Origin of the sequence: Actinacidiphila acidipaludis (genome assembly GCF_019890725.1) — a bacterium.
GTDB classification, from domain to species: domain Bacteria; phylum Actinomycetota; class Actinomycetes; order Streptomycetales; family Streptomycetaceae; genus Actinacidiphila; species Actinacidiphila acidipaludis.
Genome location: NZ_JAINZZ010000002.1, coordinates 38,798 through 64,005, shown reverse-complemented (window position 1 = coordinate 64,005; position 25,208 = coordinate 38,798). Strand labels below are relative to the sequence as shown.

Annotated in this window: 22 protein-coding genes and 1 pseudogene; 15 read left to right on the top strand and 8 right to left on the bottom strand. The window is 73.6% G+C overall.

All coding sequences use genetic code 11. The annotated features are described in order from the left end of the window. The first annotated feature begins 78 nt into the window (after window positions 1-78). Window positions 79-1,839: an NAD+ synthase gene (locus K7862_RS02045; protein WP_222959828.1), complete on the top strand. Its 1,761-nt coding sequence runs from the start codon at window positions 79-81 to the stop codon at window positions 1,837-1,839. A 46-nt stretch (window positions 1,840-1,885) separates the two neighbouring features. Here K7862_RS02045 and K7862_RS02040 read toward each other — a convergent pair whose 3' ends face one another. From K7862_RS02040 to K7862_RS02030, 3 genes are all read right to left on the bottom strand, one after another. Continuing rightward, the gene (locus tag K7862_RS02040; RefSeq protein WP_372461489.1) at window positions 1,886-2,806 is read right to left on the bottom strand and encodes an endonuclease/exonuclease/phosphatase family protein; all 921 of its coding nucleotides are present in this window, start codon (window positions 2,804-2,806) and stop codon (window positions 1,886-1,888) included. 278 nt (window positions 2,807-3,084) lie between these two features. Beyond that, on the bottom strand, window positions 3,085-3,729 hold the full coding sequence (locus tag K7862_RS02035; protein WP_222959822.1) for a TetR/AcrR family transcriptional regulator: 645 nt from the start codon (window positions 3,727-3,729) through the stop codon (window positions 3,085-3,087). Beyond that, window positions 3,726-5,324 (bottom strand): MFS transporter, encoded by a 1,599-nt coding sequence (locus tag K7862_RS02030; RefSeq protein WP_222959820.1) that lies wholly within the window; start codon window positions 5,322-5,324, stop codon window positions 3,726-3,728. Before K7862_RS02030 ends, K7862_RS02035 begins: the two co-directional genes overlap by 4 nt. Window positions 5,325-5,514: 190 nt before the next feature. On the opposite strand from K7862_RS02030, the gene panB reads away from it, so the two are divergent. The 5 genes and pseudogenes from panB to K7862_RS02005 all read left to right on the top strand — a co-directional run bounded on the left by panB (window position 5,515) and on the right by K7862_RS02005 (window position 9,942). Then, complete coding sequence (gene panB, locus K7862_RS02025) at window positions 5,515-6,390, top strand: 3-methyl-2-oxobutanoate hydroxymethyltransferase (RefSeq protein ID WP_222959816.1); 876 nt, start codon at window positions 5,515-5,517, stop codon at window positions 6,388-6,390. 291 nt (window positions 6,391-6,681) lie between these two features. Continuing rightward, on the top strand, window positions 6,682-7,254 hold the full coding sequence (locus tag K7862_RS02020) for a sigma-70 family RNA polymerase sigma factor (RefSeq protein ID WP_372461488.1): 573 nt from the start codon (window positions 6,682-6,684) through the stop codon (window positions 7,252-7,254). Beyond that, window positions 7,251-7,934, top strand: coding sequence for a zf-HC2 domain-containing protein (locus K7862_RS02015; RefSeq protein WP_222959812.1), 684 nt, complete (start codon window positions 7,251-7,253; stop codon window positions 7,932-7,934). Before K7862_RS02020 ends, K7862_RS02015 begins: the two co-directional genes overlap by 4 nt. A 221-nt stretch (window positions 7,935-8,155) precedes the next feature. Next, window positions 8,156-9,112 (top strand): annotated as a pseudogene (locus tag K7862_RS02010) (ATP-binding cassette domain-containing protein); the annotation flags it as partial. Next, window positions 9,109-9,942, top strand: coding sequence for an ABC transporter permease (locus tag K7862_RS02005; RefSeq protein WP_222959808.1), 834 nt, complete (start codon window positions 9,109-9,111; stop codon window positions 9,940-9,942). The pseudogene K7862_RS02010 and the gene K7862_RS02005, both read left to right, overlap by 4 nt. A gap of 24 nt (window positions 9,943-9,966) precedes the next feature. Here K7862_RS02005 and K7862_RS02000 read toward each other — a convergent pair whose 3' ends face one another. After that, window positions 9,967-13,455 (bottom strand): AfsR/SARP family transcriptional regulator, encoded by a 3,489-nt coding sequence (locus tag K7862_RS02000; RefSeq protein ID WP_308011795.1) that lies wholly within the window; start codon window positions 13,453-13,455, stop codon window positions 9,967-9,969. Between the two features lie 203 nt (window positions 13,456-13,658). Here K7862_RS02000 and K7862_RS01995 point away from each other — a divergent pair, with 203 nt between their 5' ends. Further along, entirely contained in the window at window positions 13,659-14,444 is a 786-nt protein-coding gene (locus tag K7862_RS01995; RefSeq protein WP_222959802.1) for a site-2 protease family protein, read from the top strand. A 42-nt stretch (window positions 14,445-14,486) separates the two neighbouring features. On the opposite strand, the gene K7862_RS01990 is transcribed toward K7862_RS01995, so the two are convergent. Next, complete coding sequence (locus K7862_RS01990) at window positions 14,487-14,666, bottom strand: hypothetical protein (protein WP_222959800.1); 180 nt, start codon at window positions 14,664-14,666, stop codon at window positions 14,487-14,489. Between the two features lie 129 nt (window positions 14,667-14,795). Continuing rightward, window positions 14,796-15,521, bottom strand: a complete 726-nt coding sequence (npdG, locus tag K7862_RS01985; RefSeq protein WP_222959797.1) for an NADPH-dependent F420 reductase — start codon at window positions 15,519-15,521, stop codon at window positions 14,796-14,798. Between the two features lie 81 nt (window positions 15,522-15,602). Between npdG and K7862_RS01980 the strand changes: the two genes are divergently transcribed. Further along, the gene (locus tag K7862_RS01980; protein ID WP_222959795.1) at window positions 15,603-16,187 is read left to right on the top strand and encodes a hypothetical protein; all 585 of its coding nucleotides are present in this window, start codon (window positions 15,603-15,605) and stop codon (window positions 16,185-16,187) included. Window positions 16,188-16,284: 97 nt separating this feature from the next. Beyond that, window positions 16,285-17,622, top strand: a complete 1,338-nt coding sequence (locus K7862_RS01975; protein ID WP_222959793.1) for an MFS transporter — start codon at window positions 16,285-16,287, stop codon at window positions 17,620-17,622. Window positions 17,623-17,646: 24 nt separating this feature from the next. Here K7862_RS01975 and K7862_RS01970 read toward each other — a convergent pair whose 3' ends face one another. Continuing rightward, window positions 17,647-17,841 (bottom strand): hypothetical protein, encoded by a 195-nt coding sequence (locus K7862_RS01970; RefSeq protein ID WP_222959791.1) that lies wholly within the window; start codon window positions 17,839-17,841, stop codon window positions 17,647-17,649. A gap of 67 nt (window positions 17,842-17,908) precedes the next feature. Between K7862_RS01970 and map the strand changes: the two genes are divergently transcribed. Beyond that, the gene (map, locus tag K7862_RS01965) at window positions 17,909-18,766 is read left to right on the top strand and encodes a type I methionyl aminopeptidase (RefSeq protein WP_222959789.1); all 858 of its coding nucleotides are present in this window, start codon (window positions 17,909-17,911) and stop codon (window positions 18,764-18,766) included. Between the two features lie 69 nt (window positions 18,767-18,835). Then, window positions 18,836-19,816 carry an SCO2278 family lipoprotein gene (locus tag K7862_RS01960; RefSeq protein ID WP_222959786.1) on the top strand — a complete coding sequence of 327 codons (981 nt, stop codon included), beginning with the start codon at window positions 18,836-18,838 and terminating at the stop codon, window positions 19,814-19,816. 70 nt (window positions 19,817-19,886) lie between these two features. On the opposite strand, the gene K7862_RS01955 is transcribed toward K7862_RS01960, so the two are convergent. Continuing rightward, window positions 19,887-20,648 (bottom strand): bifunctional DNA primase/polymerase, encoded by a 762-nt coding sequence (locus K7862_RS01955; protein WP_222959784.1) that lies wholly within the window; start codon window positions 20,646-20,648, stop codon window positions 19,887-19,889. A 185-nt stretch (window positions 20,649-20,833) separates the two neighbouring features. On the opposite strand from K7862_RS01955, the gene K7862_RS01950 reads away from it, so the two are divergent. The 4 genes from K7862_RS01950 to corA all read left to right on the top strand — a co-directional run bounded on the left by K7862_RS01950 (window position 20,834) and on the right by corA (window position 25,173). After that, complete coding sequence (locus tag K7862_RS01950; RefSeq protein ID WP_222959782.1) at window positions 20,834-21,484, top strand: biliverdin-producing heme oxygenase; 651 nt, start codon at window positions 20,834-20,836, stop codon at window positions 21,482-21,484. 165 nt (window positions 21,485-21,649) lie between these two features. Then, window positions 21,650-22,471: a dimethylargininase gene (gene ddaH / locus K7862_RS01945; protein WP_372461481.1), complete on the top strand. Its 822-nt coding sequence runs from the start codon at window positions 21,650-21,652 to the stop codon at window positions 22,469-22,471. A 9-nt stretch (window positions 22,472-22,480) separates the two neighbouring features. Then, the gene (locus K7862_RS01940) at window positions 22,481-24,028 is read left to right on the top strand and encodes a phytoene desaturase family protein (protein WP_222959780.1); all 1,548 of its coding nucleotides are present in this window, start codon (window positions 22,481-22,483) and stop codon (window positions 24,026-24,028) included. Then, window positions 24,025-25,173 (top strand): magnesium/cobalt transporter CorA, encoded by a 1,149-nt coding sequence (corA, locus tag K7862_RS01935; protein WP_222959778.1) that lies wholly within the window; start codon window positions 24,025-24,027, stop codon window positions 25,171-25,173. The genes K7862_RS01940 and corA overlap by 4 nt, the downstream gene beginning before the upstream one ends. Window positions 25,174-25,208: the final 35 nt, after the last annotated feature.

Here is a 25,208-nt window from a genome sequence, read left to right as displayed (position 1 = left end):
GGCACGGGCTCGGGACGGCGGCGCGACGTGACACGGGGCACAGCGGCATTGTGTCGGAGTGACGATTACACTGAGGACGTGCCTCAACTACGGATCGCCCTGAACCAGATCGACTCCACCGTCGGCGACATCGACGGCAACGCCGAGTCCGTGCTGCATTGGTCCCGGCACGCCGCCGCCCAGGGGGCCCACCTCGCGGCCTTCCCGGAGATGATGCTCACCGGGTACCCGGTGGAGGACCTCGCCCTGCGCTCCTCCTTCGTGGAGGCCAGCCGCGCCGCGCTGGTGGACCTGGCGCGCCGCCTCGCCGAGGAGGGCCTGGGCGACCTGCCGGTCGTCGTCGGCTACCTCGGCCGCAGCGAGAACGCCCAGCCGAAGTACGGCCAGCCGGCCGGCGCGCCGCAGAACTGCGCCGCCGTGCTGCACAACGGCGCCGTCGCGCTGCGCTTCGCCAAGCACCACCTGCCGAACTACGGCGTCTTCGACGAGTTCCGCTACTTCGTGCCCGGCGACACCATGCCGGTGATCCGGGTCCGCGGCGTGGACGTGGCGCTGGCCATCTGCGAGGACCTCTGGCAGGACGGCGGCCGGGTGCCCGCCGCCCGCTCGGCCGGCGCCGGGCTGCTGCTGTCCATCAACGCCTCGCCGTACGAGCGGGACAAGGACGACACCCGGCTCGACCTGTGCCGCAAGCGCGCCCAGGAGGCCGGCTGCACGCTGGCCTACCTGGCCATGGTCGGCGCCCAGGACGACCTGGTCTTCGACGGCGACACCATCGTGGTCTCCGAGCGCGGCGAGGTCATCACCCGCCTCCCGCAGTTCGCCGAGCAGTGCGTGATGCTGGACCTGGAGCTGCCCGCCGCGGCGGCGGCCGTGCCGTCGGGCCGGGTGGACGACGGCCTGGAGATCCGCCACGTGACGCTCTCGGCCGACCCGGTCGAGCCCTACGAGCCGGAGTACACCGGCGGCGAGGCCGAGCGGCTCGGCGACGACGCCGAGGTCTACGGCGCGCTGGTCACCGGCCTGCGGGCGTACGTGACGAAGAACGGCTTCCGCTCGGTGCTGATCGGCCTGTCCGGCGGTATCGACTCGGCCCTGGTCGCCGCGATCGCCTGTGACGCGCTGGGCCCGGAGAACGTCTTCGGCGTCTCGATGCCGTCCGCGTACTCCTCGGACCACTCCAGGGACGACGCGGCCGAACTCGCCCGGCGCACCGGCCTGCACCTGCGGACCGTGGCGATCGCCCCGATGTTCGACGCCTACATGGAGTCGCTCCGGCTCAGCGGTCTGGCCGAGGAGAACCTCCAGTCGCGGCTGCGCGGCGTGACGCTGATGGCCGTCTCCAACCAGGAGGGCCACATCGTCCTGGCGCCGGGCAACAAGAGCGAGCTGGCGGTGGGCTACTCCACGCTGTACGGCGACTCGGTCGGCGCCTACGGCCCGATCAAGGACGTCTACAAGACGACCGTGTTCCGGCTGGCGCGCTGGCGCAACGCCGAGGCGGCCGCGCGCGGCGAGACCCCGCCGATCCCGGAGAACTCCATCAGCAAGCCGCCGAGCGCCGAGTTGCGCCCCGGACAGGTCGACACCGACTCGCTGCCGGACTACGACGTGCTCGACCGGGTGCTGGAGCTGTACGTCGACCGCGACCAGGGCCGCGAGCAGATCATCGCCGCCGGTTACCCGGCGGACCTGGTGACCCGCATCCTGAAGCTCACCGACACCGCGGAGTACAAGCGCCGCCAGTACCCGCCGGGCACGAAGATCTCCGCGAAGGGCTTCGGCAAGGACCGCCGGCTGCCGATCACCGACCGCTGGCGCGAGGGCGAGCGCCGGTAGTCCCGGCGGGCGCGCCGGCCCGGGGTCCCGTGATCCCGGGCCGCCGTCAGGGCAGTTGGAGACGGGCGGCGACCGGCAGATGGTCGCTGCCCGTCTTCGGCAGCGTCCACGACGACTTCGGCTCGACGCCCTTGACGAGGATCTGGTCGATCCTGGCCATGGGGAACGACGCCGGCCAGCTGAACCCGAACCCGTCGCCCGCGGCGCCCTGTGTGGAGCGCATCTGCGCGGTGACCGAGGCCAGCGCCCGGTCGTTCATGGTGCCGTTGAGGTCGCCGAGCAGCACCACGCTCTGCAGGGGTTCGTGCGCTATGGCCTGACCGAGCGCGCCGGCGGCCCGGTCCCGCTGTCCGGCGGTGAAGCCCGCGTCGAACTTCACGCGGACCGACGGCAGATGGGCCACATAGACGGCGACCTGCCCGTGCGGGGTGCTGACCGCGGCCCGCATCGCCCGGGTCCAGCCCATCCTGATGTCCACCGGACGCACGCCGTGCAGCGGGTACTTGCTCCACAGCCCGACCGTGCCCTGCACCGAGTGGTACCGGTAGGCCGCGGCCAGATCCTTGGCGTAGCGCCGCTGCTGACTCTCCGGCAGCTCCTCCAGCGCCACGATGTCCGCGCCCGCGGCCACCAGGTCCCTGGCGGTCCCGTCGGGGTCGGGGTTCTGGGCGTTCACGTTGTGGGTGAGCACCGTGAGGTCGCCGCCCGCCGCGGACTTGGTCCCGAGCAGGCCGCCGAACAGGTTGAGCCACACCACGGCCGGCAGCAGCACCGCGATGAGCGCGGTCGCCGACCGACGGATCAGCGCCACGGCCAGCAACACCGGGACGGCGAGGCCGAACCAGGGCAGGAACGTCTCCAGCAGACTGCCGAGGTTCCCTATCCGGTTGGGCACGTCGGAGTGCAGGAAGAGCACCAGCGCGAGCGCCACCGCGAACGCGGCGGTGACCAGGCCGCGCCGCCACATGCCGCGCGGCCGCCACCAGCGCAGGAATCCGGCGGTGAACCGGGCGCGGGCCCCGGACGCGGCTCCCGCGTACGGCGTGGTGCCGTCCTCGGTCGCGTCCGTACTGCTCTGCGCCTGGGTCATAAGGAAAACCTCGCTGCCGTGCCGGGTGCTCTGCCGACCCTAAGGGGTCCACATGAAGAGCGACGGATCGCGGGGGGCGGCAGGTTCCGGGTTGTACGGCATTCGGGTGGACTGTGACAGGACGGCCACATTGCGGGCACATCGTCGTCAAATCGTCAGTCCCGCGGCCGCATCCCCTCCAGCAGGGTGTCCACCACCCGCTCGGCCAGGTCGTCCGGCAGCGGGGCGTTGGGCCGCAGCGTGGCGCGGGCCAGCACCGGCCCGGTCACCATGTCGGCCAGCAGATCGAGGTCCGTGCCGAGTTCGGCCCGGATCCGGCCCGACGCGATGCCGCGTTCCAGGAGTTCGATGAGCATCTGCCGGCGGGCGGCGATCACCGAGTCGTGATAGCGCTGCCACAGCTCGGTGTTGCTCTGCGCCTGCGTCAGCATCGAGCGCATCAGCGCGGACTCCCGCTTGGCCAGACCGCGCCGCCGGATGTACTCCACGGCCGCGATGAGGTCGTCCCGCAGGTCGCCGCCGCCACCGCCGGCGGGCGCCGGGTAGTCGACCCGGGCGATCACGTCGAGCAGCAGGGCGTCCTTGTTGGGCCAGCGGCGGTAGACCGTCGCCTTGCCCACGCCCGCGGCGCGGGCGATGCCCTCCATCGTCAGCTCGGCGAGCGTCGCGCCCTCCCCCACCAGCCGCAGCACGGCATCGGTGACGGCACCGTCGACCGCGGCGTCGCGCGGCCTCCCGCGTCGCGCTCCGGTCGCGCCGCAGGGGGTCGCGGCGTCCGCCGCGGTGTCCGGTCGTGTCACTGCTCGGCACCCACCATTTCCCGTTCCTCGGAGCCGCCGGGGGCGGCGGCGGGACGCTGCCCGGCCGGCAGGAACACCAGCGTGACGAGCGCGCCGAACAGCGCGACGCCCGCGGAGGCGGCGGCCGTGATGTGCATGGCGTGCAGGAACGCGTCGTTCGCCGGCTGGACCAGCGCCTGGCCCCGCGGCCCCAGCTTCTCCGCCACACCCAGGGTGGCCTCGATGGACTCGCCGGCCGCGTGCCGGGCCGGGGCCGGTACCGAGCCCAGGTGGTCCTTGACGCCGTCCCGGTACAGCGTCGACATCAGCGACCCCAGGACGGCCACGCCCAGGGCGCCGCCGACCTGCCGGAAGGTGTTGTTGACGGCCGAGCCGGAACCGGCCTTCTCCCGCGGCAGCGACGACATGATCATCACAGTAGCGGGCGGCATGACATGGGCCATCGCCGTCCCCATGAGGAAGAACAGCACCTCCAGCACCCAGATCGGGGTGGACTGGCCGAGCATCAGGAAGCCGAGGAAGGACAGGCCGGTCAGCGCCATGCCGGCCGTGCACACCGCCCGGGCGCCGAAGCGGTCCACCAGCAGCCGGGCCCGTGGCGCGAACACCATCTGGGCGGCGGCCAGCGGGAGCAGCAGCAGACCGGACTGCAGGGCGCTGTAGCCGCGCACCGACTGGGTGTAGAAGACGATGAAGAAGGTCACGCCCATGAGCGCGAAGAAGACCAGGCCGATCGCCGCCACCGACGCGGAGAACTGCCGCTTCTTGAAGTAGGTGACGTCCAGCGCGGGGTGGTCGATCCGGGCCTCGTACCAGACGAAGCCGCCCAGCACGACGACGCCGGCCAGCGCGGTGGCCCACACCTCGGGTCGGGTGAAGTCCCCGTACTGACCGCCCTTGATGATGCCGTAGATCAGCAGCACGAGGCCGGCGATGGAGGTCAGCACTCCGACCGGGTCCAGGCGCCCGGGCCGCGGGTCCTTGGAGTCGGGCACGATCAGGAACATCGCGACCAGGCCGGCGATCACGATCGGCACGTTGACCAGGAAGACCGAGCCCCACCAGAAGTGCTGGAGCAGCAGGCCGCCGGTGATCGGGCCGATCGCGATGGCCAGGCCCACCACACCGGCCCAGATGCCGATGGCGCGCGGCTGCTCCTCGCGCTCGAAGACGTTCATGATGATCGCCAGGGTGGCGGGCATGATGAACGCGCCGCCCAGGCCCATCACCCCGCGGAAGGCGATCAGCTCGCCCGCGGAGCCGGCGAAGGCCGACAGCGCGGAGCCCGCGCCGAAGACGAACATGCCGGCGAGGAGCACCTTCTTGCGGCCCAGGCGGTCGCCCAGCAGGCCGGCGGTGAACAGCAGCCCCGCGAAGACCAGCGTGTAGGAGTTGATCGCCCACTCGAGCTGGCTCTGGGTGGCGCCCAGACCCGTGGGGGACGGCTGGGCGATGGTCTTCATCGCCACGTTCAGGATGGAGTTGTCCAGCACCACCACCAGGAGGCTGAACAGCAGAACGGCGAGGATCGCCCAGCGCCGTCGGTGCACCGCCTCGGGGACGGTCGATATCGGTGTCGCGGATGTCGCTGCCATACGGCCAGCGTAAGGGGATTTACGATACGGACCCGTCTCGTATCGTAAAGGTGAGGTAAAGCCTGGCCGGAGGCGCGTGTCCCCCGTCTCGCCCTCCCGGCCTTTCCGGACGCGGCCGCCCGTGCCAGCATGGAAGGGATCCGGGGACGCCGTCAGGGCGCCTCGAGATGACATGAAGGAGCTCGTCACCATGACGGAACTTCAGGCTGCCCCGACACCGGCGGGCGGCGCCCAGAGCGACCCCAAGGCCCTCTACGGCGGCACCCGCAACCGCCGTGTCACCGTCCACGACCTCGCCGGCGCCAAGGCGCGCGGCGAGAAGTGGCCGATGCTCACCGCCTACGACGCGATGACGGCGTCGGTCTTCGACGAGGCCGGGATCCCGGTGCTGCTGGTCGGCGACTCGATGGGCAACTGTCACCTCGGCTTCGACACCACCGTGCCGGTCACCCTCGACCACATGGCGATGCTGTCCGCCGCGGTGGTGCGCGGCACCAGCCGCGCCATGATCGTCGGCGACCTCACCTTCGGCTCGTACCAGGAAGGCCCCGTCCAGGCGCTGCGCAGCGCCACCCGGCTGGTCAAGGAGGCCGGGGTCGGGGCGGTCAAGCTGGAGGGCGGCGAGCGCTCGCTCGCCCAGACCGAGGCGCTGGTCCAGGCCGGCATCCCGGTGATGTCCCACCTGGGCCTGACCCCGCAGTCCGTGAACACCCTCGGCTACCGAGTCCAGGGCCGCGGCGACGAGGCCGCCCACCGGCTGGTCCGCGACGCCAAGGCCGCGCAGGACGCGGGCGCGTTCGCGGTGGTCCTGGAGCTGGTGCCGGCGGAGGTCGCGGCGGAGGTCACCCGCTCGCTGCAGATCCCGACGATCGGGATCGGGGCCGGCCCCGACACCGACGCGCAGGTGCTGGTGTGGACGGACATGGCCGGCATGACGAGTGGGAAGGTGCCGCGGTTCACGAAGCAGTACGCGAATCTGCGGCAGACCTTGGGGGACGCGGCCAAGGCGTTCGCCGGCGAGGTGGTGGGCGGGGCCTTCCCCGCGGAGGAGCACACCTTCCACTGACCCCTCTTTCCCGGAGCCCGGGTCCCATCCGACCCGGGCTCCGGGCTGCCCCGTTCCAGCCCCGAAGGGGCGCGGGGAACCGCGCGACAGCACTCGCCGCGGCGGGCGGTGAGACGGAGGGCGCTGCGGTGCGTATGGAGGGGGGAACACCGCTCATTGCGGCAAAGACGGCAACCCGGGAAACGACGATGACCCTCCTCACTCCGCCAAGGCCCGCCCCCGCAGGCGAGCCCCGGGGGCGCTGACCCCATGCCCCGCCCCGCAACAGGCGAACTCGACCGCGCGCGCCGTCTGCGGCAGGATGCCGCCGTGGACGGACCTCCCCCCTCCGGACCTCCGGGGCCGGCCGAACCGGTTCCCGAAGAGGAGCTGATGCGGGCGCTGTACCGGGAGCACGCCGGCGCGCTCTTCTCCTACGTGCTCAAACTCGTCGCGGGCGACCGCTTCCTGGCCGAGGACGTGGTGCAGGAGACCCTGCTGCGCGCCTGGAAGAACGCCTCCCGGCTGGACCCCGGCGCCCGCTCGCTGCGCCCGTGGCTGGTGACGGTCGCCCGCCGGATCGTGATCGACGCGCACCGCAGCCGTCAGTCCAGGCCGCCGGAGACCTCCGCCGCGCTGCTGGAGCAGCTGCCCGCGGGCGACGAGCTGGACCGTACCCTGCGGCTGATGACGATCTCGGACGCGCTGCAGGACCTGTCGGCGGCGCACCGGGAGGCGCTGGTCGAGACGTACTTCCGCGGCCGCACCGTCAACGAGGCGGCCGAGGAGCTCGGGCTGCCGGCCGGGACCGTGCGGTCCCGGGTGTTCTACGCGCTGCGCGCTCTGCGGAACGCGCTGGAGGAGAGAGGGGTGACCACCTCATGACACCGCACGTCGACGTGGGCGCCTATCTGCTCGGGGCGCTCGACGACGCGGAGATGACCGGGTTCGAGGAGCACCTGGCCGGCTGCGAGGAGTGCGGCAGGGCGCTGGACGAGCTCAGCGGGGTCCTGCCGGTACTGGAGGAGGCCCGGCAGGACGGTTTCGCCTTCGCCGAGCCGCCCGGCGGGGACGCCATGCTGGACCGGCTGCTGGCCCAGGTCGCCGGCGAGCGGCGGCGGCGCAGGCGACGGCGCCTGACGGCCGTCGCCGCGGCCGCGGTCCTCGTGGCCGGAGGTCCGGCGATCGCGGTGGTGGCCACCGAGGCGAGCTCCGGGTCTCCGGCGGCGGCACCGGCGTTCTCCGCCGACCGGGTCTCGGCCAGCAACCCGGCCACCGGCGCGTCGGCGGTCGTGGGGGTCGCCGACAAGGGCTGGGGCACGGCCGTGGACCTGCGGCTCAGCGGCGTGCGCGGGCCGCTGACCTGCAGCCTGATCGCGGTCGGGCAGCACGGCGAGCAGACCGTCGCCACCTGGTCGGTGCCGGCCGCCGGATACGGCACCGGCGCGCAGCCCGCACCGCTGACCGTGCACGGCGCGACCGGCTGGCACAGGAGCGAGATCAGCTCCTGGGTGGTGCGCACCGACGGGGGCCAGGTGCTGGTGCGGCTGCCCGCGCGGGCGTAGCGCCGTCCCGGGCTCCGTTCCCGCCGACACGGCACCGACACGGCCGCTGTCCGCGCAGGTCACAGGCCTGTCGGTGGCATGTCGGCGGGCTGTCGGCGGCGGCCGCCATCGTGGTTGCCATGACAACGCGACGACTGACTGACAACGGCGGGACGGCCGCCGTCGAGGTGCGCGGTCTGGTCAAGCACTTCGGTGCCACCAAGGCCCTCGACGGGGTCGATCTCGAGGTGCGCCAGGGCACCGTGCTCGGCGTGCTCGGCCCGAACGGGGCCGGCAAGACCACCCTGGTCCGGGTGCTGTCCACGCTGATCCGGCCCGACGCGGGCAGCGCCCGGGTGGCCGGGTACGACGTGCTCACCCAGCCGCGGCAGCTGCGCCGGGTGATCGGCATGACCGGGCAGTACGCGTCGGTGGACGAGAAGCTGTCCGGCCGGGAGAACCTCTACATGATCGGCCGGCTGCTGGACCTGTCCCGCAAGGACGCCCGGGCCCGCGCCGACGAACTGCTGGAGCGGTTCTCGCTGACCGAGGCCGCCAAGCGCCCCGCGATGCACTACTCGGGCGGTATGCGCCGCCGTCTGGACCTCGCGGCCAGCATGATCGGCCGCCCGGCGGTGCTGTACCTGGACGAGCCGACCACCGGCCTGGACCCGCGCACCCGCAACGAGGTGTGGGAGGAGGTGCAGCGGATGGTCGCCGACGGCGCGACCGTGCTGCTCACCACCCAGTACATGGAGGAGGCCGAGCAGCTCGCCCACGAGCTGACGGTCGTCGACCGCGGCCGGGTGATCGCCAGCGGCAAGGTGGCCGAGCTCAAGGCCAAGGTCGGCGGACGCACCCTGCAGATCCGGCCCACCGACCCGGACCAGGCGGCCGCGATGGCCGCCGCGATCGGCCAGGCCGGCCTGGACGGAGTGGCCGGCGCCAACGCGGACCCGGCCGAGGGCCTGGTGAGCGTGCCGATCCTCAGCGACGAGCAACTGACCGCGGTGGTCGGCCTGGTGGCCGCGCGCGGCTTCGGCATCGCGCACATCGACACGCACCTGCCCAGCCTGGACGAGGTGTTCCTGGCCATCACCGGCCGCCCCGGCGAGGGTTCCGGCCACGGGACCGGCGCTGCGGAGGCCGCCGGTACCGCCCGCACGGACGACGAGCAGAAGATGGAGGTGGCGGTATGAGCGCGGCCACGGCGACGGCTTCCGTCGCGACCGCACCGGCCGCGGCCGGCGAGGGCCGGATCGGCCTGCGGGCCAACCTGCGGCACATCGGCGCCCTCGCGCGCCGCAACATGCTCCAGATCAAGCAGGACCCGGAGTCGATGTTCGACGCCCTGCTGATGCCGGTGATCTTCACCCTGCTCTTCGTGTACGTCTTCGGCGGCGCGGTCTCCGGCAAGGGGCACCAGCAGGAGTACGTCAACTACGTCATCCCCGGCCTGATGGCCATGATGGGCATGAACATCTCGATGGCCGTCGGGACCGGGATCAACGACGACTTCAAGAAGGGGGTCATGGACCGGTTCCGCACGATGCCCATCGCGCGGTCCTCGGTGCTGATCGCCAAGATCGTCGTCGAGGTCGGGCGGATGCTGATCGCCACCGCGATCCTGCTGGGCATGGGCTTCGCCCTCGGCCTGACCATCCACACCGACGTGCTGCACCTGGCGGCGGCCGTCGGCCTGTCGACGGTGTTCGGCGCCTCACTGATGTGGATCTTCATCCTGCTCGGGCTGACCATGCGGACGGCCCAGGCGGTCCAGGGAGTCGCGATGCTGGTTCTGATGCCCCTGCAGTTCGGCAGTTCGATCTTCGCCAAGCCCACCACGATGCCGGGCTGGCTGGAGAACTTCACCAAGGTCAACCCGCTGTCCAACCTGGCCGACGCGGCCCGGGCCCTGGTCAACGGCGGCGCGGTGGCCCACTCGGTGTGGATGACGCTGGCCTGGTCGTTCGGCATCACGCTGGTCACCGCGCCGCTGGCGGTGGCACGGTTCCGCAAGAAGACCTGAGCCGGATCCCCGTCGGTGCCCCGGTCACACCACGTCGCGCATGAGGGCGACGGCCTCGTCCACGGACAGGCCGTCGCCCTCGGCGTACGCGGCCTCGTAGGCCTCGGCGCCGAGCAGGTTCCGCAGCCGGTCCACGACGAGGGCCAGCTCCCGGGCCTCGGACGGCGGGATCGCCTGCGGCCGCAGGCGCTCGTGGGCGCACGCCAGTTGGGCCGCGCGGCGCGCCCGCCGGACCGCGAGACCGCTGAGCCCGCCCCCGCCCGCCGGCCCGGACTCGGACCCGGACTCGGACCCGGCGCCGGGCCCGGGCTCGGCTTCGGACCCCGACTCCGCCAGCATCGTGAGCAGTTCCATCGCGCCCGGCGCGAGCATCACCCCCAGCCGCGGGGTGATCACACTGGCCAGCGGATGCCCGGCGAGCACGCCGATGCCGTCACCGAGCATCTCCAGGCCCTCCGCGGGGCGGCCGAGCCGCCCGATCAGATAGCCCTTGATGCCCTTCAGGATCCCGAGGATGAAACCGGGCTGGCCGCGCAGCGAGTTGTCGCCCATCGTCGACTCGATCAGGGCCAGCGCCTCCGCGTTCCGGCCGCCGCGGCTCAGCGCCAGGGTCAGCAGCAGCTTGCCGTAGAACGCGGCGCCGTCGTTCATCGCGCCGAACCGCTCGGCCTCCGCCACCCCCTCGTGCAGCAGCCGCATGCCCTCCTCGGTCTCGCCCGCGTTGATCAGCGCCTCGCCGAGCCGCACCGTCAGCACCGGCACGTGCTGGCGCGACCCGATCTTGCGGGCCAGGGCGATGCCCTCGCGGCAGCACCGGGCCGCGCGGGCGTAGTCGCCGCTGCTGCCCGCGCCCTCGGCCTCCGCGGACAGCGTCTCGGCCATCCCCCACTCGTCGCCGAGCCGCTGGAACAGCTCCCGGCTCTCGATGACGTCCCGTACCGCCATGGGCGCGCGCTCGTGCACGTCGTTGTTGATCTTCGCCCGGAGCTGGAGCGAGAACGCCAGCTCCCAGTCCCTGCCGTGCCGGCGGCAGGCGTCCACCGTCTCGTCGATCAGCTCGTGCAGCCGCTCGAAGCTGCCGGAGAAGAACGCGCCGTACGGCCGCAGGATGCCCGGCGAGCGGGCGGACTGCGGCAGGTGCGGCGGGTAGGCCTCGATCATCCCGGCGCCGATCCTGGCCAGCCGGGGGTCGGTCCACCACTCGGTCTCGTCGTCGTTGGCGGCCAGTTCGACCACGTGCACCCAGCGGCGGGCCTCGACCAGCCGCTGGCCCTCCAGCGGCGGCGGCGCCTCCAGCGGGCCCACGAGAACCGGTTCGAGCAGCGGCGGCTCGCCGAACGGGTCGGGGCCCATCGCCGCCACCGCCGCGGGCCAGTGGCGGCGCTCCGACGTGTAGTTGCGCACCTCCCAGAACCAGGCGCAGCCCAGCACCAGGACCAGGGCCTGTTCCTCGTCGCCGGCCTCGACGGCCCGGCGCAGGGCCGCGCGCAGGTTCTCGTGCTCGCGCTCCAGCCGCTCGAACCAGGCGAGTTGCTCCCGGCCGCGCAGGCGCCGGTCGGCGCACCGGGCGAACTCCCGGAAGAACGCGATGTGGCGGGCCTCGACCGCGGCCCGCTCCCCCGACGCGTCGAGCCGCTCGCCCGCGTACTCGAAGATCGTCTCCAGCATCCGGTACCGGGCGCCGTCGCCGTTGACGTCCGCCAGTACGAGCGACTTGTCGACAAGGGAGCCCAGCAGCGCCGCGACGTCGGGGGAGTCGATGAGGCCGGCGCCGGACGCCGGGTCCGCGCAGACCGCCTCGGCGGCCTCCAGCGTCCAGCCGCCACGGAACACCGCGAGCCGGGCCAGCAGCACGCGCTCGACCGGGTCCAGCAGGTCCCAGGACCAGTCGACGACGGCCCGCAGCGTCTGCTGGCGCGGCAGCAGCGTGCGGCTGCCGCCGGTGAGCAGCCGGAACCGGTCGTCGAGGCGGTCGGCGAGCTGGCGCGGCGACATGCTGCGCAGCCGGGCGGCGGCCAGTTCGATGGCCAGCGGCAGCCCGTCCAGCCGGCGGCACAGCTCCGCGCACGCGGCCGGGTCCTCCTGCACCGAGAAGCCAGGACGGGCGGCCGCGCCGCGGTCGGCGAGCAGCCGGAGCGCCGTGGGGTCCGGCAGCGGATCCAGCGGGCGCACCAACTCACCGGGCACGCCCAGCGGTTCACGGCTCGTGGCGAGCACCTTGACGCCGGGGCAGTCGGCCAGGAGCTGCTCCGCCAGGGCCGCCGCCGCGTCGATGACGTGCTCGCAGTTGTCCAGGACGAGCAGCAGGCTGCGGCTCGCGCAGTAGTCGGCGAGCTGCCGCGCGGCGTCCTTCGGCTTGGACTCGGCGGCCATCGCGGCCTCGGCGGCGGACCCGCGCAGCTGCGTCTCGCGCAGCCCGAGCGAGCTGATCACCGCCTCCGGCAGGGTGAGCGGGTCGCTGACCGGCGCCAGTTCGGCGTACCAGACGCCGTCGGCCCACCGTCCGGCCACCAGGTCGCCGGCCTCCTGCGACAGCCGGGTCTTGCCGGTGCCCCCCGGCCCGGTGATCGTCACCAGCCGGGCGCGGTCCAGGTCCCCGCGCACCGCGTCGAGGTCGGCCTCCCGCCCGACGAAACTGGTCAGCCGCGCACGGGCGTTGCCGGCGGCGCGCGCCGCGGCCGCGGCCGGGGGCTCCACGGGAGCGGGCGCGGGGATGCGCGCGGCGGTCGCGGTGGCATGCCGACCCGCCGCGCCCGCGGGAGCGGCGGCCACGCCGACCGGATCCGGCAGCGGGTCCGGGTTGAGAAGTTCGGCGTGCAGCATCCGCAGCTCCACGCTCGGGTCGGTGCCGAGCTGGTCGGCCAGGTCACGGCGTACCGACTCGTACGCGGCCAGCGCGTCGGCGGTACGGCCGGCGGCCCGCAGCGCGCGGATGTGCAGGGCGCGCAGCGGTTCGTCCAGCGGGTGCGCGGCGGCCATCTCGGCGAGCTCGGGCAGGATCCGGTCGGGCCGGCCGAGGGCCAGCTCCGCGGTCAGTCGCTGCCGCAGCGTGTCGACGCGCAGGGCCTCGATGCGCACCGCCGCCGTCGCACGGTCCGGGAGGTCGGCGAGAGCGGGTCCGCGCCACAGCGCGAGCGCGTCCCCCAGCAGGCCGGAGGCCTTGACCGGGTCGCCGTCGGCGAGCGCCCGCGCACCCTCCTCGGCCAGCCGCTCGAAGCGGTGCAGGTCGACGTCCTCGCGGGTGGCGTCCAGCAGATAGCCGCCGTCGACCGAGCGCACCGCGTCGTGGCCGAGCGCGCGGCGCAGCCGGCCGACCAGGGCCTGCAGCGCGCCGGTGGCGCCGGCCGGCGGGTCGCCGTCCCACACCTCGTCGATGAGCGCCTCGGGGCCGATCACCCGGCCGGGCCGCAGCGCGAGCGCCGTCAGCAGCGCGCGCAGCCGCCCGCCGGGCAGCGCCGAGGGCGTACCGTCGTCGCGCAGGGCCTGGGTGGTGCCGAGGATCGCGTATCGCACCCGCCCATTGTTACGGAGCGCACGCCCCCGGCGCGCCCGGGTCGAGGGGCACCGGACGGGCGACGGCCCGGAACCCCGGCCGCTCACCGCGCGTTCTCCGGGCACCGCCTGTGCCGGCGCCCCGCCGGATGGCATGATCGGGCGGCCGGGCCCCGCCCGGTCACCGCCGCACCGCGTCCCGTCCCCTCAGGAGCACCCGTCCCATGAGCGTCACCCCGATCCGCCGCGCCCAGCGCGGCAGCGACAGCCGGGTCAGCCCGGTCTTCATCGGCATCGCCGCGGTGATGGCAGTCTCGGGGTGGGCGGTGTGGACGCACTACGCGTCCGACAGCGGCTTCGCGGTCTTCCTCTTCGTCGTCTCCGGCTGGCTCGTCTCGCTGTGCCTGCACGAGTACGCGCACGCCCGCACCGCGCTGCACAGCGGGGACCTGTCGATCGGGGCCAAGGGCTATCTGACGCTCAACCCGCTGAAGTACACCAACGCCGTGCTGTCGGTCCTGCTGCCGGTGCTGTTCGTGATCGCCGGCGGGATCGGCCTGCCCGGCGGCGCGGTCTACATCGAGCGCGGCCGGATCCGCGGCCGGGTGCGGCACAGTCTGATCTCGGCCGCCGGGCCGCTGACGAACGTGCTGTTCGCCTTCGTGCTGGCACTGCCCTTCATGCTGGGCGCGACGGACACCTGGCCGCCGGAGTTCCTGGCCGGGCTGGGCTTCCTGGTGCTGCTGCAGATCTCCGCGGCCCTGCTGAACTTCCTCCCGGTGCCGGGCCTCGACGGCTACGGCATCATCGAGCCCTGGCTGTCGGACGGCGTCAAGCGCCAGGTCGCGCCCTTCGCGCCGTTCGGCCTGCTCGCGGTCTTCGGCTTCCTCTACATCCAGTCGCTCAACGACAAGTTCTTCGAACTCGTCTACCACGTCCTCGACTGGTTCCAGGTGGACCCGCAGTACGCCTCGTACGGCTACGCGCTCTTCCAGTTCTGGAAGCACTGACCCGAAGGCCGGGCGGGCCCGGGGCCGGGGAGGGCTGGACGGTCAGGCGGGGGGCTGGGCGTCGGCCTTGGCCTTGCGGCGGTAGTACCACCACATGTTGCTGCTGATGCCGGCGAGCAGCAGCCACACGACGCCCAGCCAGCTCCCGTTCACGAAGGACACCACCGCGGCGGCGACGGCCAGCAGGCACACGACGAGGGCGTAGAGGGCGAGGCGGGGCATGGCGGAGCGGCTCCTGCGGTCGGACGGAAGGTCGTGCGTACCGCCATTGTCCCCCATGCCCCGCGGCCGCCCCGCCCGGCGGAGGGGTCCGCGGGCCGGGCGTCGGTCACAGCGCCGGTGGGACGCCGGTCAGACGTCGGTCACCCGCAGCCCGGCGTGCGCCTTGTAGCGGCGGTTCACCGAGATCAGGTTGGCCACCAGCGACTCGACCTGGTGGGCGTTGCGCAGCCGGCCCGCGAAGACCCCGCGCATGCCGGGGATGCGGGCGGCGAGCGCCTGCACCAGGTCGGTGTCGGCGCGGGACTCGCCGAGGACCATCACGTCGGTGTCGATCTCCGCGATCTCCGGGTTCTGCAGCAGCACCGCCGACAGATGGTGGAAAGCGGCGGTGACCCGGGAGTCCGGCAGCAGGGCCGCGGCCTGCTGGGCGGCGCTGCCCTCCTCGGGCTTGAGCGCGTAGGCGCCCTGCTTGTCGAAGCCGAGGGGGTTGACGCAGTCCACCACGAGCTTGCCCGCCAGTTTCTCGCGCACCGCCTCCAGCGTCTTGGCGTGGCCCTCCCACGGCACGGCGACGATCACGATGTCGCTGCGGCGGGCGCACGCGGCGTTGTCGTCGCCCTCGACACCGTGGCCGATCTCGTCCGCGGCGGCCTGCGCCCGCTCGGCGCTGCGGGACCCGATGATCACCTTCTGGCCCGCCTGGGCCAGCCGGTAGGCCAGGCCGCGGCCCTGGTCGCCGGTACCGCCGAGCACGCCCACCACCAGGCCGGACACGTCCGGCAGCGCCCACGGGTCCTTGGCCGGCGCCTTCGCCGGGGCCGGGGTGCCGCTGTTGCCGTTGTCAGGGTTCGTCATACCGCCGATCCTTCCAGGTCCCGGATGTTCGGGCGCTGTTCGGTGGCGCGGATCACCCGAATCGCGGCAGGATGCCCGGCCATGGACGCGCTACGGGTCGCACTGCTGCGGGAGGCGCTGGCCGGCACGGAGTGGCCGCGCACGACACGGGCGTTCGGCGGCGCGCTGCGCAGAGCGGTACGGCGGCGCGGCGGCGGCCTGCTGCTGGTGGGGACGGCCGCCTACGAGCCGTGGCACCTCGCCGCGCACCTGGACGAGGAGGCGGCCTGGAGCGGTGTGCCCGAGCTGGCGCCGACGCTCGTGCGGCACCGGGTTCCGCCGGGCGCCCGGCCGCACCTGTCCGTGGGGCTCGCCCGGCTCGCGGCCGCGGGCCGCGCCGACACCCTGCTGGTCGTAGCCCCGGCGCCGCTCGGCGGCACCTTCCTGGAGCGGCTGGACCGCGCCCGGCGCGACGGCGCGACGCTACTGGCCGTCGACGCCACCGGGACGTCCGATCTGCGCGGACTGGCCCATGACGCGCTGGCGGTCCCGGAGGATCCGCTGATCCCCCTGGACACCGTCCAGCATCTGATCGCCGCGGGTGCCGCCGCTCCCGCCGGCCCGTCCCGCCGCTCCCCGCGCGCCCGTCTCGCCGCCCGCCTGATGACGCCGCCGCGCCGCTGGTAGAGCCGTCGCGCCGCTGGTGGAGCGGTCGCCGGCCGGCTGACGGGACCGGCGGAAAATACTTTGCGGCCCGGCGCGGGCCCCGGGACCATGCGGAACCATGCCCCCAGAAGCCGACCGGCCCGCGCGACGCAGGCGCCGGCTCGCCGCCCTGCTGCCGGACCTCGCGCCCTGGCGCAGCTCGCGCGACTTCCGCCTGATGTGGATCTCGGGCGTCATCACCACCTTCGGCAGCTTTCTGACGTTCGTCGCGCTGCCCGTCCAGCTGAAGGACCTCACCGGCTCGGCGGCGGCGGTCGGCGCGATCGGCGCGGTCGAGCTGGTGCCGCTGATCGTGTTCGGCCTGTACGGCGGTGCGCTCGCCGACGCGCTGGACCGCCGGGTGCTGATCGTCGCGGCGGAGGCCGCGCAGGGCGTGCTGGTGGGCGCGCTGCTGCTGAACACCCTGCTGCCGCACCCGCTGGTGTGGCCGCTGTACGTGGCGGCTGCGCTCTCCAGCGCGCTGACCGGCCTCCAGCGGCCGGCGCTCGACGCGATCGTGCCGCGCATCGTCCCGCGCGACCAGCTCACCGCGGCCGCCGCGCTGAACTCGCTGCGCTGGCAGGTCGGCGCCATCGCGGGCCCGTCCCTCGCGGGCCTGGTGATCGCGTACGCCGGGCTGGGCTGGGCGTACGGCGCCGACGCGGTGACCTTCGTGGTCTCCACCCTGCTGGGCCTGGGCCTGCGCCCGTCGCCACCCGCGCACGACGCCCGGCCGCCGTCGCTGCGGGGCATCGTGGAGGGCGCGCGCTACGCCTGGCACCGCAAGGAGCTGCTGGGCACGTACGTGGTCGACCTGGCCGCGATGTTCCTGGCCTACCCCGCCGCGATCCTGCCGTTCCTCGCGGACGACCTGCACGCCACCTGGTCGCTCGGCCTGATGTACGCGTCCGGTTCGGTCGGCGGGCTGCTGGTGAGCGTGACCAGCGGGTGGACGTCGCGGATCCGCCACCACGGCCGGATGGTCGTGATCGCGGCCGCCGGGTGGGGCCTGGCCACGGCCTGCGCCGGGTGGACCGGGCAGGTGTGGGTGGTGCTGGTGTTCCTCACCGTGGCGGGCGGGTTCGACATGGTGAGCGGGATCGGCCGCTCCACGATGTGGAACCAGACGATCCCGGACGAGCTGCGGGGGCGGCTCGCCGGGATCGAGCTGCTGTCGTACTCCATCGGGCCCACGCTCGGGCAGGTGCGGTCGGGCGGGGTCGCCGCGGTGACGTCGGTCCGGACGTCGCTGTGGTCCGGGGGTGTGGCCTGCCTGGGGGCCGTCGCCCTGCTGGCCACCTCCCTGCCCGCACTCCTGTCCTACAGCTCCGCGCCGCCCGCACCCGGGCCCGCGACCCCGGACGCCCCCGCCGACACCTGCGCCCCGGACCCGGCCACCGCGTCGCCGCTCACCTGACGGTGCGCCCGCGCGGCGGGAGTCCTAGTCCTGGGAGTCCCAGACGTCGTTCCGCTCGGCCACCCGCTCCATCGCGTGCTCCGCCTCGGTCCGTGTGGCGTACGGGCCGAACCGGTCCTTCGCGGGGCACTCGGGCCCCTCCTCCACCTTCTTGTGCTTGAGGCAGTAGAACCACTCACCCGGCTTGCCGGCCGGCTTGTTCGCCTTGAACAGCGCCATGTCCGTCCTCCGTTCTCAGCCACCTATGCGCCATCGTGCCCGATCCCCCGCGGATACACTCGTCGGCATGTCTGGTCAGTCGCTCCTCGTCCCCGGCAAGCTCTCCCCCACCCGCCCGGTACCGGCCTCGATCCCGCGGCCCGAGTACGTCGGCAAGCCGGGTCCGACGCCGTACACCGGCCCGGAGGTGCAGGACGCCGAGACGATCGAGAAGATGCGCGACGCGTCCCGGATCGCGGCCCGGGCGATGGAGGCGGCCGCCGCCGCGGTGGCCCCCGGCGTGACCACCGACGAGCTGGACCGGATCGCCCACGCGTACATGGTCGACCACCACGCCTATCCCTCGGACCTGGGCTACCGCGGCTTCCCGAAGTCGCTGTGCACGTCGGTCAACGAGGTGATCTGCCACGGCATTCCGGACTCCACGGTGCTGCGCGACGGCGACATCGTGAACCTGGACGTGACCGCGTACATCCACGGCGTGCACGGCGACTGCAACGCCACGTACTTCGTGGGCGACGTGGACGAGGAGTCGCGGCTGCTGGTCGAGCGGACCCGCGAGTCGCTCGACCGCGCGATCAAGGCGGTGCGCCCGGGCCGGCAGATCAACGTCATCGGCCGGGTCATCGAGTCCTACGCCAAGCGCTTCGGCTACGGCGTGGTCCGGGACTTCACCGGGCACGGGATCAACACCTCGTTCCACTCGGGCCTGATCATCCCGCACTACGACGACCCGCGGGCGACGACGGTGATGCGCCCGGGCATGACGTTCACCATCGAGCCGATGCTCACCCTGGGCACCCACGAGTACGACATCTGGGACGACGGCTGGACGGTCGTCACCAAGGACCGCAGGCGCACGGCGCAGTTCGAGCACACCCTGGTGGTCACCGCGGACGGTGCCGAGGTCCTCACGCTCCCGTGACGCACGGCTCCCGATAGGGTGGCGCCGATTCCACCGGTACGCCCTCGGGTACGAAGGAGCCGACGCGCCATGATCCGCCGCAGGCTGGGCCTCGGGGCCGCCGCCATCGCGCTCACCCTGCCGCTGGCCGGGTGCATGACCGTGCACGGCGAGCGGGCCGACATCCCCTCGGTGGCACCGGCGGAGGCGGCCCGGGTGCTCGCGCACTTCGCGACGGTCGACAACGAGGCGACCAAGGCGTGGGACGCCCCGCTGCTCGGGCGGATAGAGACCGGGCCGCTGGGCGCGATAGACGGCGCGGGCGTGCGGGCCAAGCACGCCACCGACCCGGGCGGGAACCCGTCGTTCTCACCGCTGGCGTTCTCCGACTCGCGGTTCCTGATTCCGCGGCAGGTGGGCTGGCCGAAGTTCTTCGTCGCCGAGACCACCCCCAACCGCGGTACGCCGGGCGCCCGTTGGCTGCTGCTGTTCCGCCGCGCGTCGGCGGACGAGACGTGGCGCGCGGCCTATCTGGCGGTGGCGACCAAGGACAGTCTGCCCGCGCTGGCCACCGACCGGGACGGCCATGTCCTGCCGGTGCCGGTCACGGACGGGGGCCTGCTGCTGTCGCCGGCGAAGGTGGGCACGGCGTACACCGCCTACCTCCAGCACGGCACCGGCGCCTCGGAGTTCGCGGGGGGCGTGGCCACCTCGCAGTTGCGGAACACCCGCGCCAAGCAGGCCAGGACCCCCAACTCGGTGACCCAGTACGCCGACCAGCCCGCCGACGACGGCGACTTCGCCCCGGTGGGCCTGCGCACGAAGGACGGCGGGGCGCTGGTGTTCTTCGGCACCCGCCACCAGTCGAAGTCCACGTACCGCGCGGGTTACAGGCTCTCGGTCGACGCGAGCACCCGGGCCTTGATGACCGGCACCCCGACGACCTCGGTGACGCTCTCCCACGTCGGCCAGCAGATGGTCACGATCCCCAAGGCGGCCGGCAGCGGCGGCACGGGCCGGGTGCGCTTCATCAGCCGGCTGGTCGGGCTGGTGTCCGCCACCGGCGAGTAGCGCCGGCCGTCCCGGACGCGCGGGGTCGGCGCACGGTCCTGGCCGGCCGGGGGTGACCTCGCGGAGGGGCTCAGCGCCCCCAGGCGACCGACTCCGGCTCCGGCTCGTACCCGAAGGACGCGCACGCGTCGGTGAGCACGTCGAGCACCGGCAGCGGGTCGGGCAGCGGCAGGTCGGGGCCGTGTCCCGGCAGCCACTCGACGGTGTTGCCGGAGGTGAGCCGGGCCGGCGGCAGCAGGACGTAGCTGCCGCGGCAGTGCCAGCGGATGCCGGGCCGCTCGTCGACGGTCTCGGGGTGGGAGTCCAGCGCGCAGGGCCACCACTCGTCCTCGTCGGCGGGGGTGCCGCGGGTGGCGGTGAAGAACAGCAGCCGGTCCTCGTGGGCGGCGACCGGGCCGAAGGTGGCGCCGTCGGCGGTGAGCCGCTCCAGCGCGAGCCGGCCGGCCTCCGCGGGCACGTCCAGCACGTCGTGGTTGATGCCGGTGGCGGTGACGAAGTTCGCCTGCGGGTCCTTGGCCAGCCACTGGGCGACCCGCTGGGGCTCGGTGCTGGCCTGGGTCTGCCAGGCCATGGAGACCGGGTGCAGGCCCGGCACCGGACAGCCGATCCGGTCGCACGAACAGCCGAAGCCTTCCGGGTGGACCGCGGGGGCGACCGGGAAGCCGGCCGCGGCGGCCGCCGTGGTCAGCGCGTCACGCTGCGGATCGGGGGCGGCGAGGTGTGGTCCTCGGGAGGAGCGGGAACCCCGGGACTCCCGAGCCGGGCGGGCAGAACCTGACGCGCTGTCCGTGCGGCGTCGCAGCCAGCCGGACACCCTGTTCATGCCTGCCATCGAGCTCCTTCCCTCGCCCCCGCCCCCGTTGCCGTACACGGTACGCGGGTGGTGAGGGACATCCTCCCTCTTGCCGGGAATGAACACCCACCCGGGGTGGAACTGTTCCCGGGCCCCCCTTTCCGACACGATGTCGGCAAGCATCCGCCGGCGGGCACGCCGGCCACTCACCCGCGGAGGTCCCGTTGACGTCACCGCCCTTCTCAGCGGTGCTGCGAGCCGCCAGCCAGGACCGGCACACCCAGGCCGAGACCACGGCGTTCATGGCCGACCTGGTGACCGGGCGGCTCGGCCTGCCCGCCTTCGCGCGCTACACCGAGCAGCTCTGGTTCGTCTACCGCGCCCTGGAGGAGGGCGCGGCCCGGCTGGCCGGCGACCCGGTGGCCGGGCCCTTCCTGCGGCCCGCGCTGCTCCGGGTGCCCGCTCTGGAGGCCGACCTCGGCCATCTACTGGGGCCGGGCTGGCGCGAGCGGGCCACCGCGCTGCCGGCCACCGCCCGCCACGCCGCCCGGATCACCGAACTGGCCGCGACCTGGCCGGCGGGCTATGTGGCCCACCACTACACCCGCTACCTCGGGGACCTGGCCGGCGGCCAGGTGATCCGCGCCGCCGCCGAGCGGGCGTACGGGCTGGTGCCCCGGGGCGACGGGGTGCGGTTCTACGTCTTCGACGGCATCCCCAACCCGGCCGCCTTCCGCCGCCAGTACCGCGCCGCCCTGGACGCCCTGCCGATCGGCCCGGCCGAGGCCGGCCGCGTGGTGGCCGAGTGCCGGTCCGCGTTCGCCCTCACCACGGCCCTCCTCACGGCCCTCGCCCCGGCGCCCAGCAGCTCCTGAGCGGGGGGACCGGGGCGGGCGCCAAGTGCCGTCGCACGGACGGCCGCAGGCCCCTGCGGAAAAGGGCACCGGAGGCGCACAATCGCGGTACGCGTTCGTACTCCTCCGGCGGACCACCCGTCCTCCGGAGGTCCCGGCACTCAACCACCCCTCGAGGAGCCCGCCTTGCGTATCGCGACACCCCGCCGGTACCTGATGTGCCCGCCGGCCCACTTCCGCGTCACGTACTCGATCAACCCGTGGATGGACCCCACCAAGCCGGTGGACCAGGCACTCGCCCTCTTCCAGTGGGAGGACCTGCGCGACCGGTACCGCGCGCTCGGCCACACCGTGGAGATCCTGAACCCGGAACCCGGGCTACCCGACATGGTCTTCGCGGCGAACGGCGCCACCGTCGTGGACGGCCGGGTGCTGGGCGCCCGGTTCGCCAACCCCGAGCGCACCGCGGAGGCCCCCGCGCACCTGGCCTGGTTCCGCGCCCACGGCTTCACCGACGTGCGTGAGCCCGAGCACGTCAACGAGGCCGAGGGCGACTTCGCGGTCACCTCCTCCTGGATCCTGGCCGGGCAGGGCTTCCGCAGCAGCCCGCTGGCCCACGACGAGGCCCAGGAGTTCTTCGGGCGGCCGGTGATCAGCCTGGAGCTGACCGACCCGCGCTACTACCACCTGGACACCGCGCTGGCGGTCCTGGACGACACCCGCGACGAGATCATGTACTACCCCGGCGCCTTCACCGAGGCCAGCCGCGACGTGCTCTCCCGGCTGTTCCCCGACGCGCTGCCGGCCACCGCCGACGACGCGGCCGTGCTCGGCCTCAACGCGGTCAGCGACGGCCGCAACGTCCTGCTGCCCCTGGCGGCCACCGGCCTGCACGAGCCGCTCCGCGAGCGCGGCTTCGAACCGGTGCCGGTCGACCTGTCGGAGCTGCACAAGGCCGGCGGCAGCGTGAAGTGCTGCACGATGGAGCTGCGTCCCGCCACCCCGTAGGGTGCGCGCATGCATGCTTCGTACGACGCCGTGATCGTCGGCGGCGGCCACAACGGCCTGGTCGCCGCCGCGTATCTCGCCCGGGCGGGCCGCCGGGTACTGCTCCTGGAACGGCTGCCCGCCACCGGTGGCGCCGCCGTGTCCACCCGCGCGTTCACCGGGGTGGACGCGCGGCTGTCCCGCTACTCGTACCTGGTGAGCCTGCTGCCCCGGAAGGTCGTCGACGATCTCGGGCTGCGCTTCGCGGTGCGCCGCCGCCGGATCTCCTCGTACACCCCCACAGGCGGCGGCGGGCTGCTGGTGGACGCCGAGGACGCCGGGCGCACCCGCGAGCAGTTCGTCCGGCTGACCGGCTCCGACCGGGACTTCGAGGCCTGGCAGCGGTTCTACGGCATGACCAGGCAGGTGGCCGAGCGGGTCTTCCCGACGCTCACCGAGCCGCTGCCCAGCCGGGCCGAATTGGAGCGCCGGATCGGCGACACCGCCGCCTGGGAGACCCTGTTCGAGCGGCCGCTGGGCGAGACCGTCGAGGCGGAGTTCGCGGACGACACGGTCCGCGGCGTGGTCCTCACCGACGCGCTGATCGGCACGTTCACCCACGCCCACGACCCGTCGCTGCGGCAGAACCGCTGCTTCCTCTACCACGTGATCGGCGGCGGCACCGGCGACTGGGACGTGCCGATCGGCGGGATGGGCGCGTTCACCGACGCCCTGGCCGCGGCCGCCCGCACTGCCGGCGCGGAGATCGTCACCGGTGCGGAGGTGACCGGCATCGCCACCGACGGCGTGCGCGCCGAGGTGACCCTCGCCGACGGCCGGACCGTCGGCGCCACGGACGTCCTGGTCAACGCCTCCCCGTACGCGCTGGCCGGGCTGCTCGGCCGGCCGCTGCCGGACAAGCCCGAGGGCGCCCAGCTCAAGGTCAACATGCTGCTGCGCCGGCTGCCGCGGCTGCGCGACACCGCCGTGGACCCCCGCGAGGCCTTCGCCGGGACCTTCCACATCGCCGAGTCCTACCGGCAGTTGCAGACCGCTTACGAGCAGGCGGCCGCCGGGCGGGTGCCGGACGCGCCGCCCTCGGAGATCTACTGCCACAGCCTGACCGACCCCTCGATCCTCTCCCCGGACCTGGCCGCCGAGGGCGTGCACACCCTGACGCTGTTCGGGCTGCACGCGCCCGCGCGGCTGTTCGCCGAGGACCCCGCGGGCACCCGGCGGGAACTGCTGCGCGCCACGCTCGCGCAGCTCGACGCCGTACTCGCCGAGCCGCTGGAGGGCTGCCTGGCCACCGACGCCGAGGGGCGGCCCTGCCTGGAGGCCAAGTCCCCGCTCGACCTGGAGCGCGAGGTGGGCCTGCCGGGCGGCCACATCTTCCACCGCGACCTGTCGTGGCCGTTCGCCGACCCGGGCGACGTGACGGACGCCACGGGACGGTGGGGTGTCGGAACCCCCGACGCGAACGTCTTCCTCTGCGGCGCGGGCGCGGTCCGCGGCGGAGGGGTCAGCGCGGTCCCCGGACACAACGCGGCGATGGCCGTACTGGAGAAGGCACGATGACACACAGGCCCGTGATCCGCCGCCCCGGCGACCGGCAGGCCGGCCCGGACGGGTCCCGGCGGCCGACCGGCCGCCAGTGGCGGCGGGGCGGCAAGTGGCACTCGCTGGACGACGCCGCGGCCGGGGGCGTGCCCGAGCAGCGCCGCTGCACCGCCGACGTGGTGGTGGACTGCGCGGTCTACGACGAGGGCAACCGGGTCGCGTCGCTGCCGCCGGCGGAGGCGCTGGAGGAGGCCAGGCGGCAGGGCGGGTTCGTCTGGATAGGCCTGCACCAGCCGGAGCAGGAGCACCTGGCGGAGATCGCCGAGGCGTTCGGGCTGCACCCGCTGGCCGTCGAGGACGCGGTGCAGGCCCACCAGCGGCCCAAGCTGGAGCGCTACGGGGACACGCTGTTCCTGGTGCTGAAGACGATCGTGTTCGTGGAGCACGAGAAGCTCACCGCGACCAGCGAGGTGGTCGACACCGGCGAGGTGATGATCTTCCTCGGCAAGGACTTCGTGGTCGTGGTGCGGCACGGCAGCGCCCCGGGCCTGTCCCGGGTGCGGCGCGCCCTGGAGGCCCGGCCCGAGATGCTGCGGCACGGCCCGGCGACGGTCCTGCACGCGATCGCCGACCAGGTGGTGGACGACTACCTGGACGTCGCCGACGCGGTCGAACTGGACGTGGACGCCCTGGAGTCGGACGTCTTCTCGGCCGCGCACGGCGACGACGCCGAACGCATCTACCAGCTCAAGCGCGAACTCATCGAGTTCAAGCACGCGGTGGTGCCGATGGCCCGTCCGCTGCAGCGGCTCAGCGAGGACCCCGACCCGCTCGTCACCCCCGAGATCGCCCGCTACTTCCGCGACGTGGCCGACCACCTGTCCCACGTCAAGGAGCGTCTGGTGGCGTACAGCGAGCTCGTGGACGGACTGCTGGCGGCGAATCTCAGCCAATTGGCGGTGCAGCAGAACGTCGACATGCGGCGGATCAGCGCGGCCGCCGCGATCATGGCCATCCCGACGATGATCGCCGGCTTCTACGGGATGAACTTCCGCCACATGCCCGAGCTCGGCTGGTCCTTCGGCTACCCGCTCATGGTCGGCGTGACGTCCGTGCTGTCGGCGTTCTGCTATCGCGCGTTCCGCCGCAACGGCTGGCTGTAGCCGGGGAGTTCGGGGCGGGTTCGCAGGACGGTTCT

Excerpts from the sequence above, each read along its gene's own strand:
- K7862_RS02040 (WP_372461489.1), bottom strand. The coding sequence starts at position 2,806 with ATGTGGCGGCGCGGCCTGGTCACCGCCGCGTTCGCGGTGGCGCTCGCG.
- K7862_RS02030 (WP_222959820.1), bottom strand. The coding sequence starts at position 5,324 with ATGGCAGCGACATCCGCGACACCGATATCGACCGTCCCCGAGGCGGTG.
- panB (WP_222959816.1), top strand. The coding sequence starts at position 5,515 with ATGACGGAACTTCAGGCTGCCCCGACACCGGCGGGCGGCGCCCAGAGC.
- K7862_RS02015 (WP_222959812.1), top strand. The coding sequence starts at position 7,251 with ATGACACCGCACGTCGACGTGGGCGCCTATCTGCTCGGGGCGCTCGAC.
- K7862_RS02005 (WP_222959808.1), top strand. The coding sequence starts at position 9,109 with ATGAGCGCGGCCACGGCGACGGCTTCCGTCGCGACCGCACCGGCCGCG.
- K7862_RS01995 (WP_222959802.1), top strand. The coding sequence starts at position 13,659 with ATGAGCGTCACCCCGATCCGCCGCGCCCAGCGCGGCAGCGACAGCCGG.
- K7862_RS01990 (WP_222959800.1), bottom strand. The coding sequence starts at position 14,666 with ATGCCCCGCCTCGCCCTCTACGCCCTCGTCGTGTGCCTGCTGGCCGTC.
- npdG (WP_222959797.1), bottom strand. The coding sequence starts at position 15,521 with ATGACGAACCCTGACAACGGCAACAGCGGCACCCCGGCCCCGGCGAAG.
- K7862_RS01980 (WP_222959795.1), top strand. The coding sequence starts at position 15,603 with ATGGACGCGCTACGGGTCGCACTGCTGCGGGAGGCGCTGGCCGGCACG.
- K7862_RS01975 (WP_222959793.1), top strand. The coding sequence starts at position 16,285 with ATGCCCCCAGAAGCCGACCGGCCCGCGCGACGCAGGCGCCGGCTCGCC.
- K7862_RS01970 (WP_222959791.1), bottom strand. The coding sequence starts at position 17,841 with ATGGCGCTGTTCAAGGCGAACAAGCCGGCCGGCAAGCCGGGTGAGTGG.
- map (WP_222959789.1), top strand. The coding sequence starts at position 17,909 with ATGTCTGGTCAGTCGCTCCTCGTCCCCGGCAAGCTCTCCCCCACCCGC.
- K7862_RS01960 (WP_222959786.1), top strand. The coding sequence starts at position 18,836 with ATGATCCGCCGCAGGCTGGGCCTCGGGGCCGCCGCCATCGCGCTCACC.
- K7862_RS01955 (WP_222959784.1), bottom strand. The coding sequence starts at position 20,648 with ATGGCAGGCATGAACAGGGTGTCCGGCTGGCTGCGACGCCGCACGGAC.
- K7862_RS01940 (WP_222959780.1), top strand. The coding sequence starts at position 22,481 with ATGCATGCTTCGTACGACGCCGTGATCGTCGGCGGCGGCCACAACGGC.
- corA (WP_222959778.1), top strand. The coding sequence starts at position 24,025 with ATGACACACAGGCCCGTGATCCGCCGCCCCGGCGACCGGCAGGCCGGC.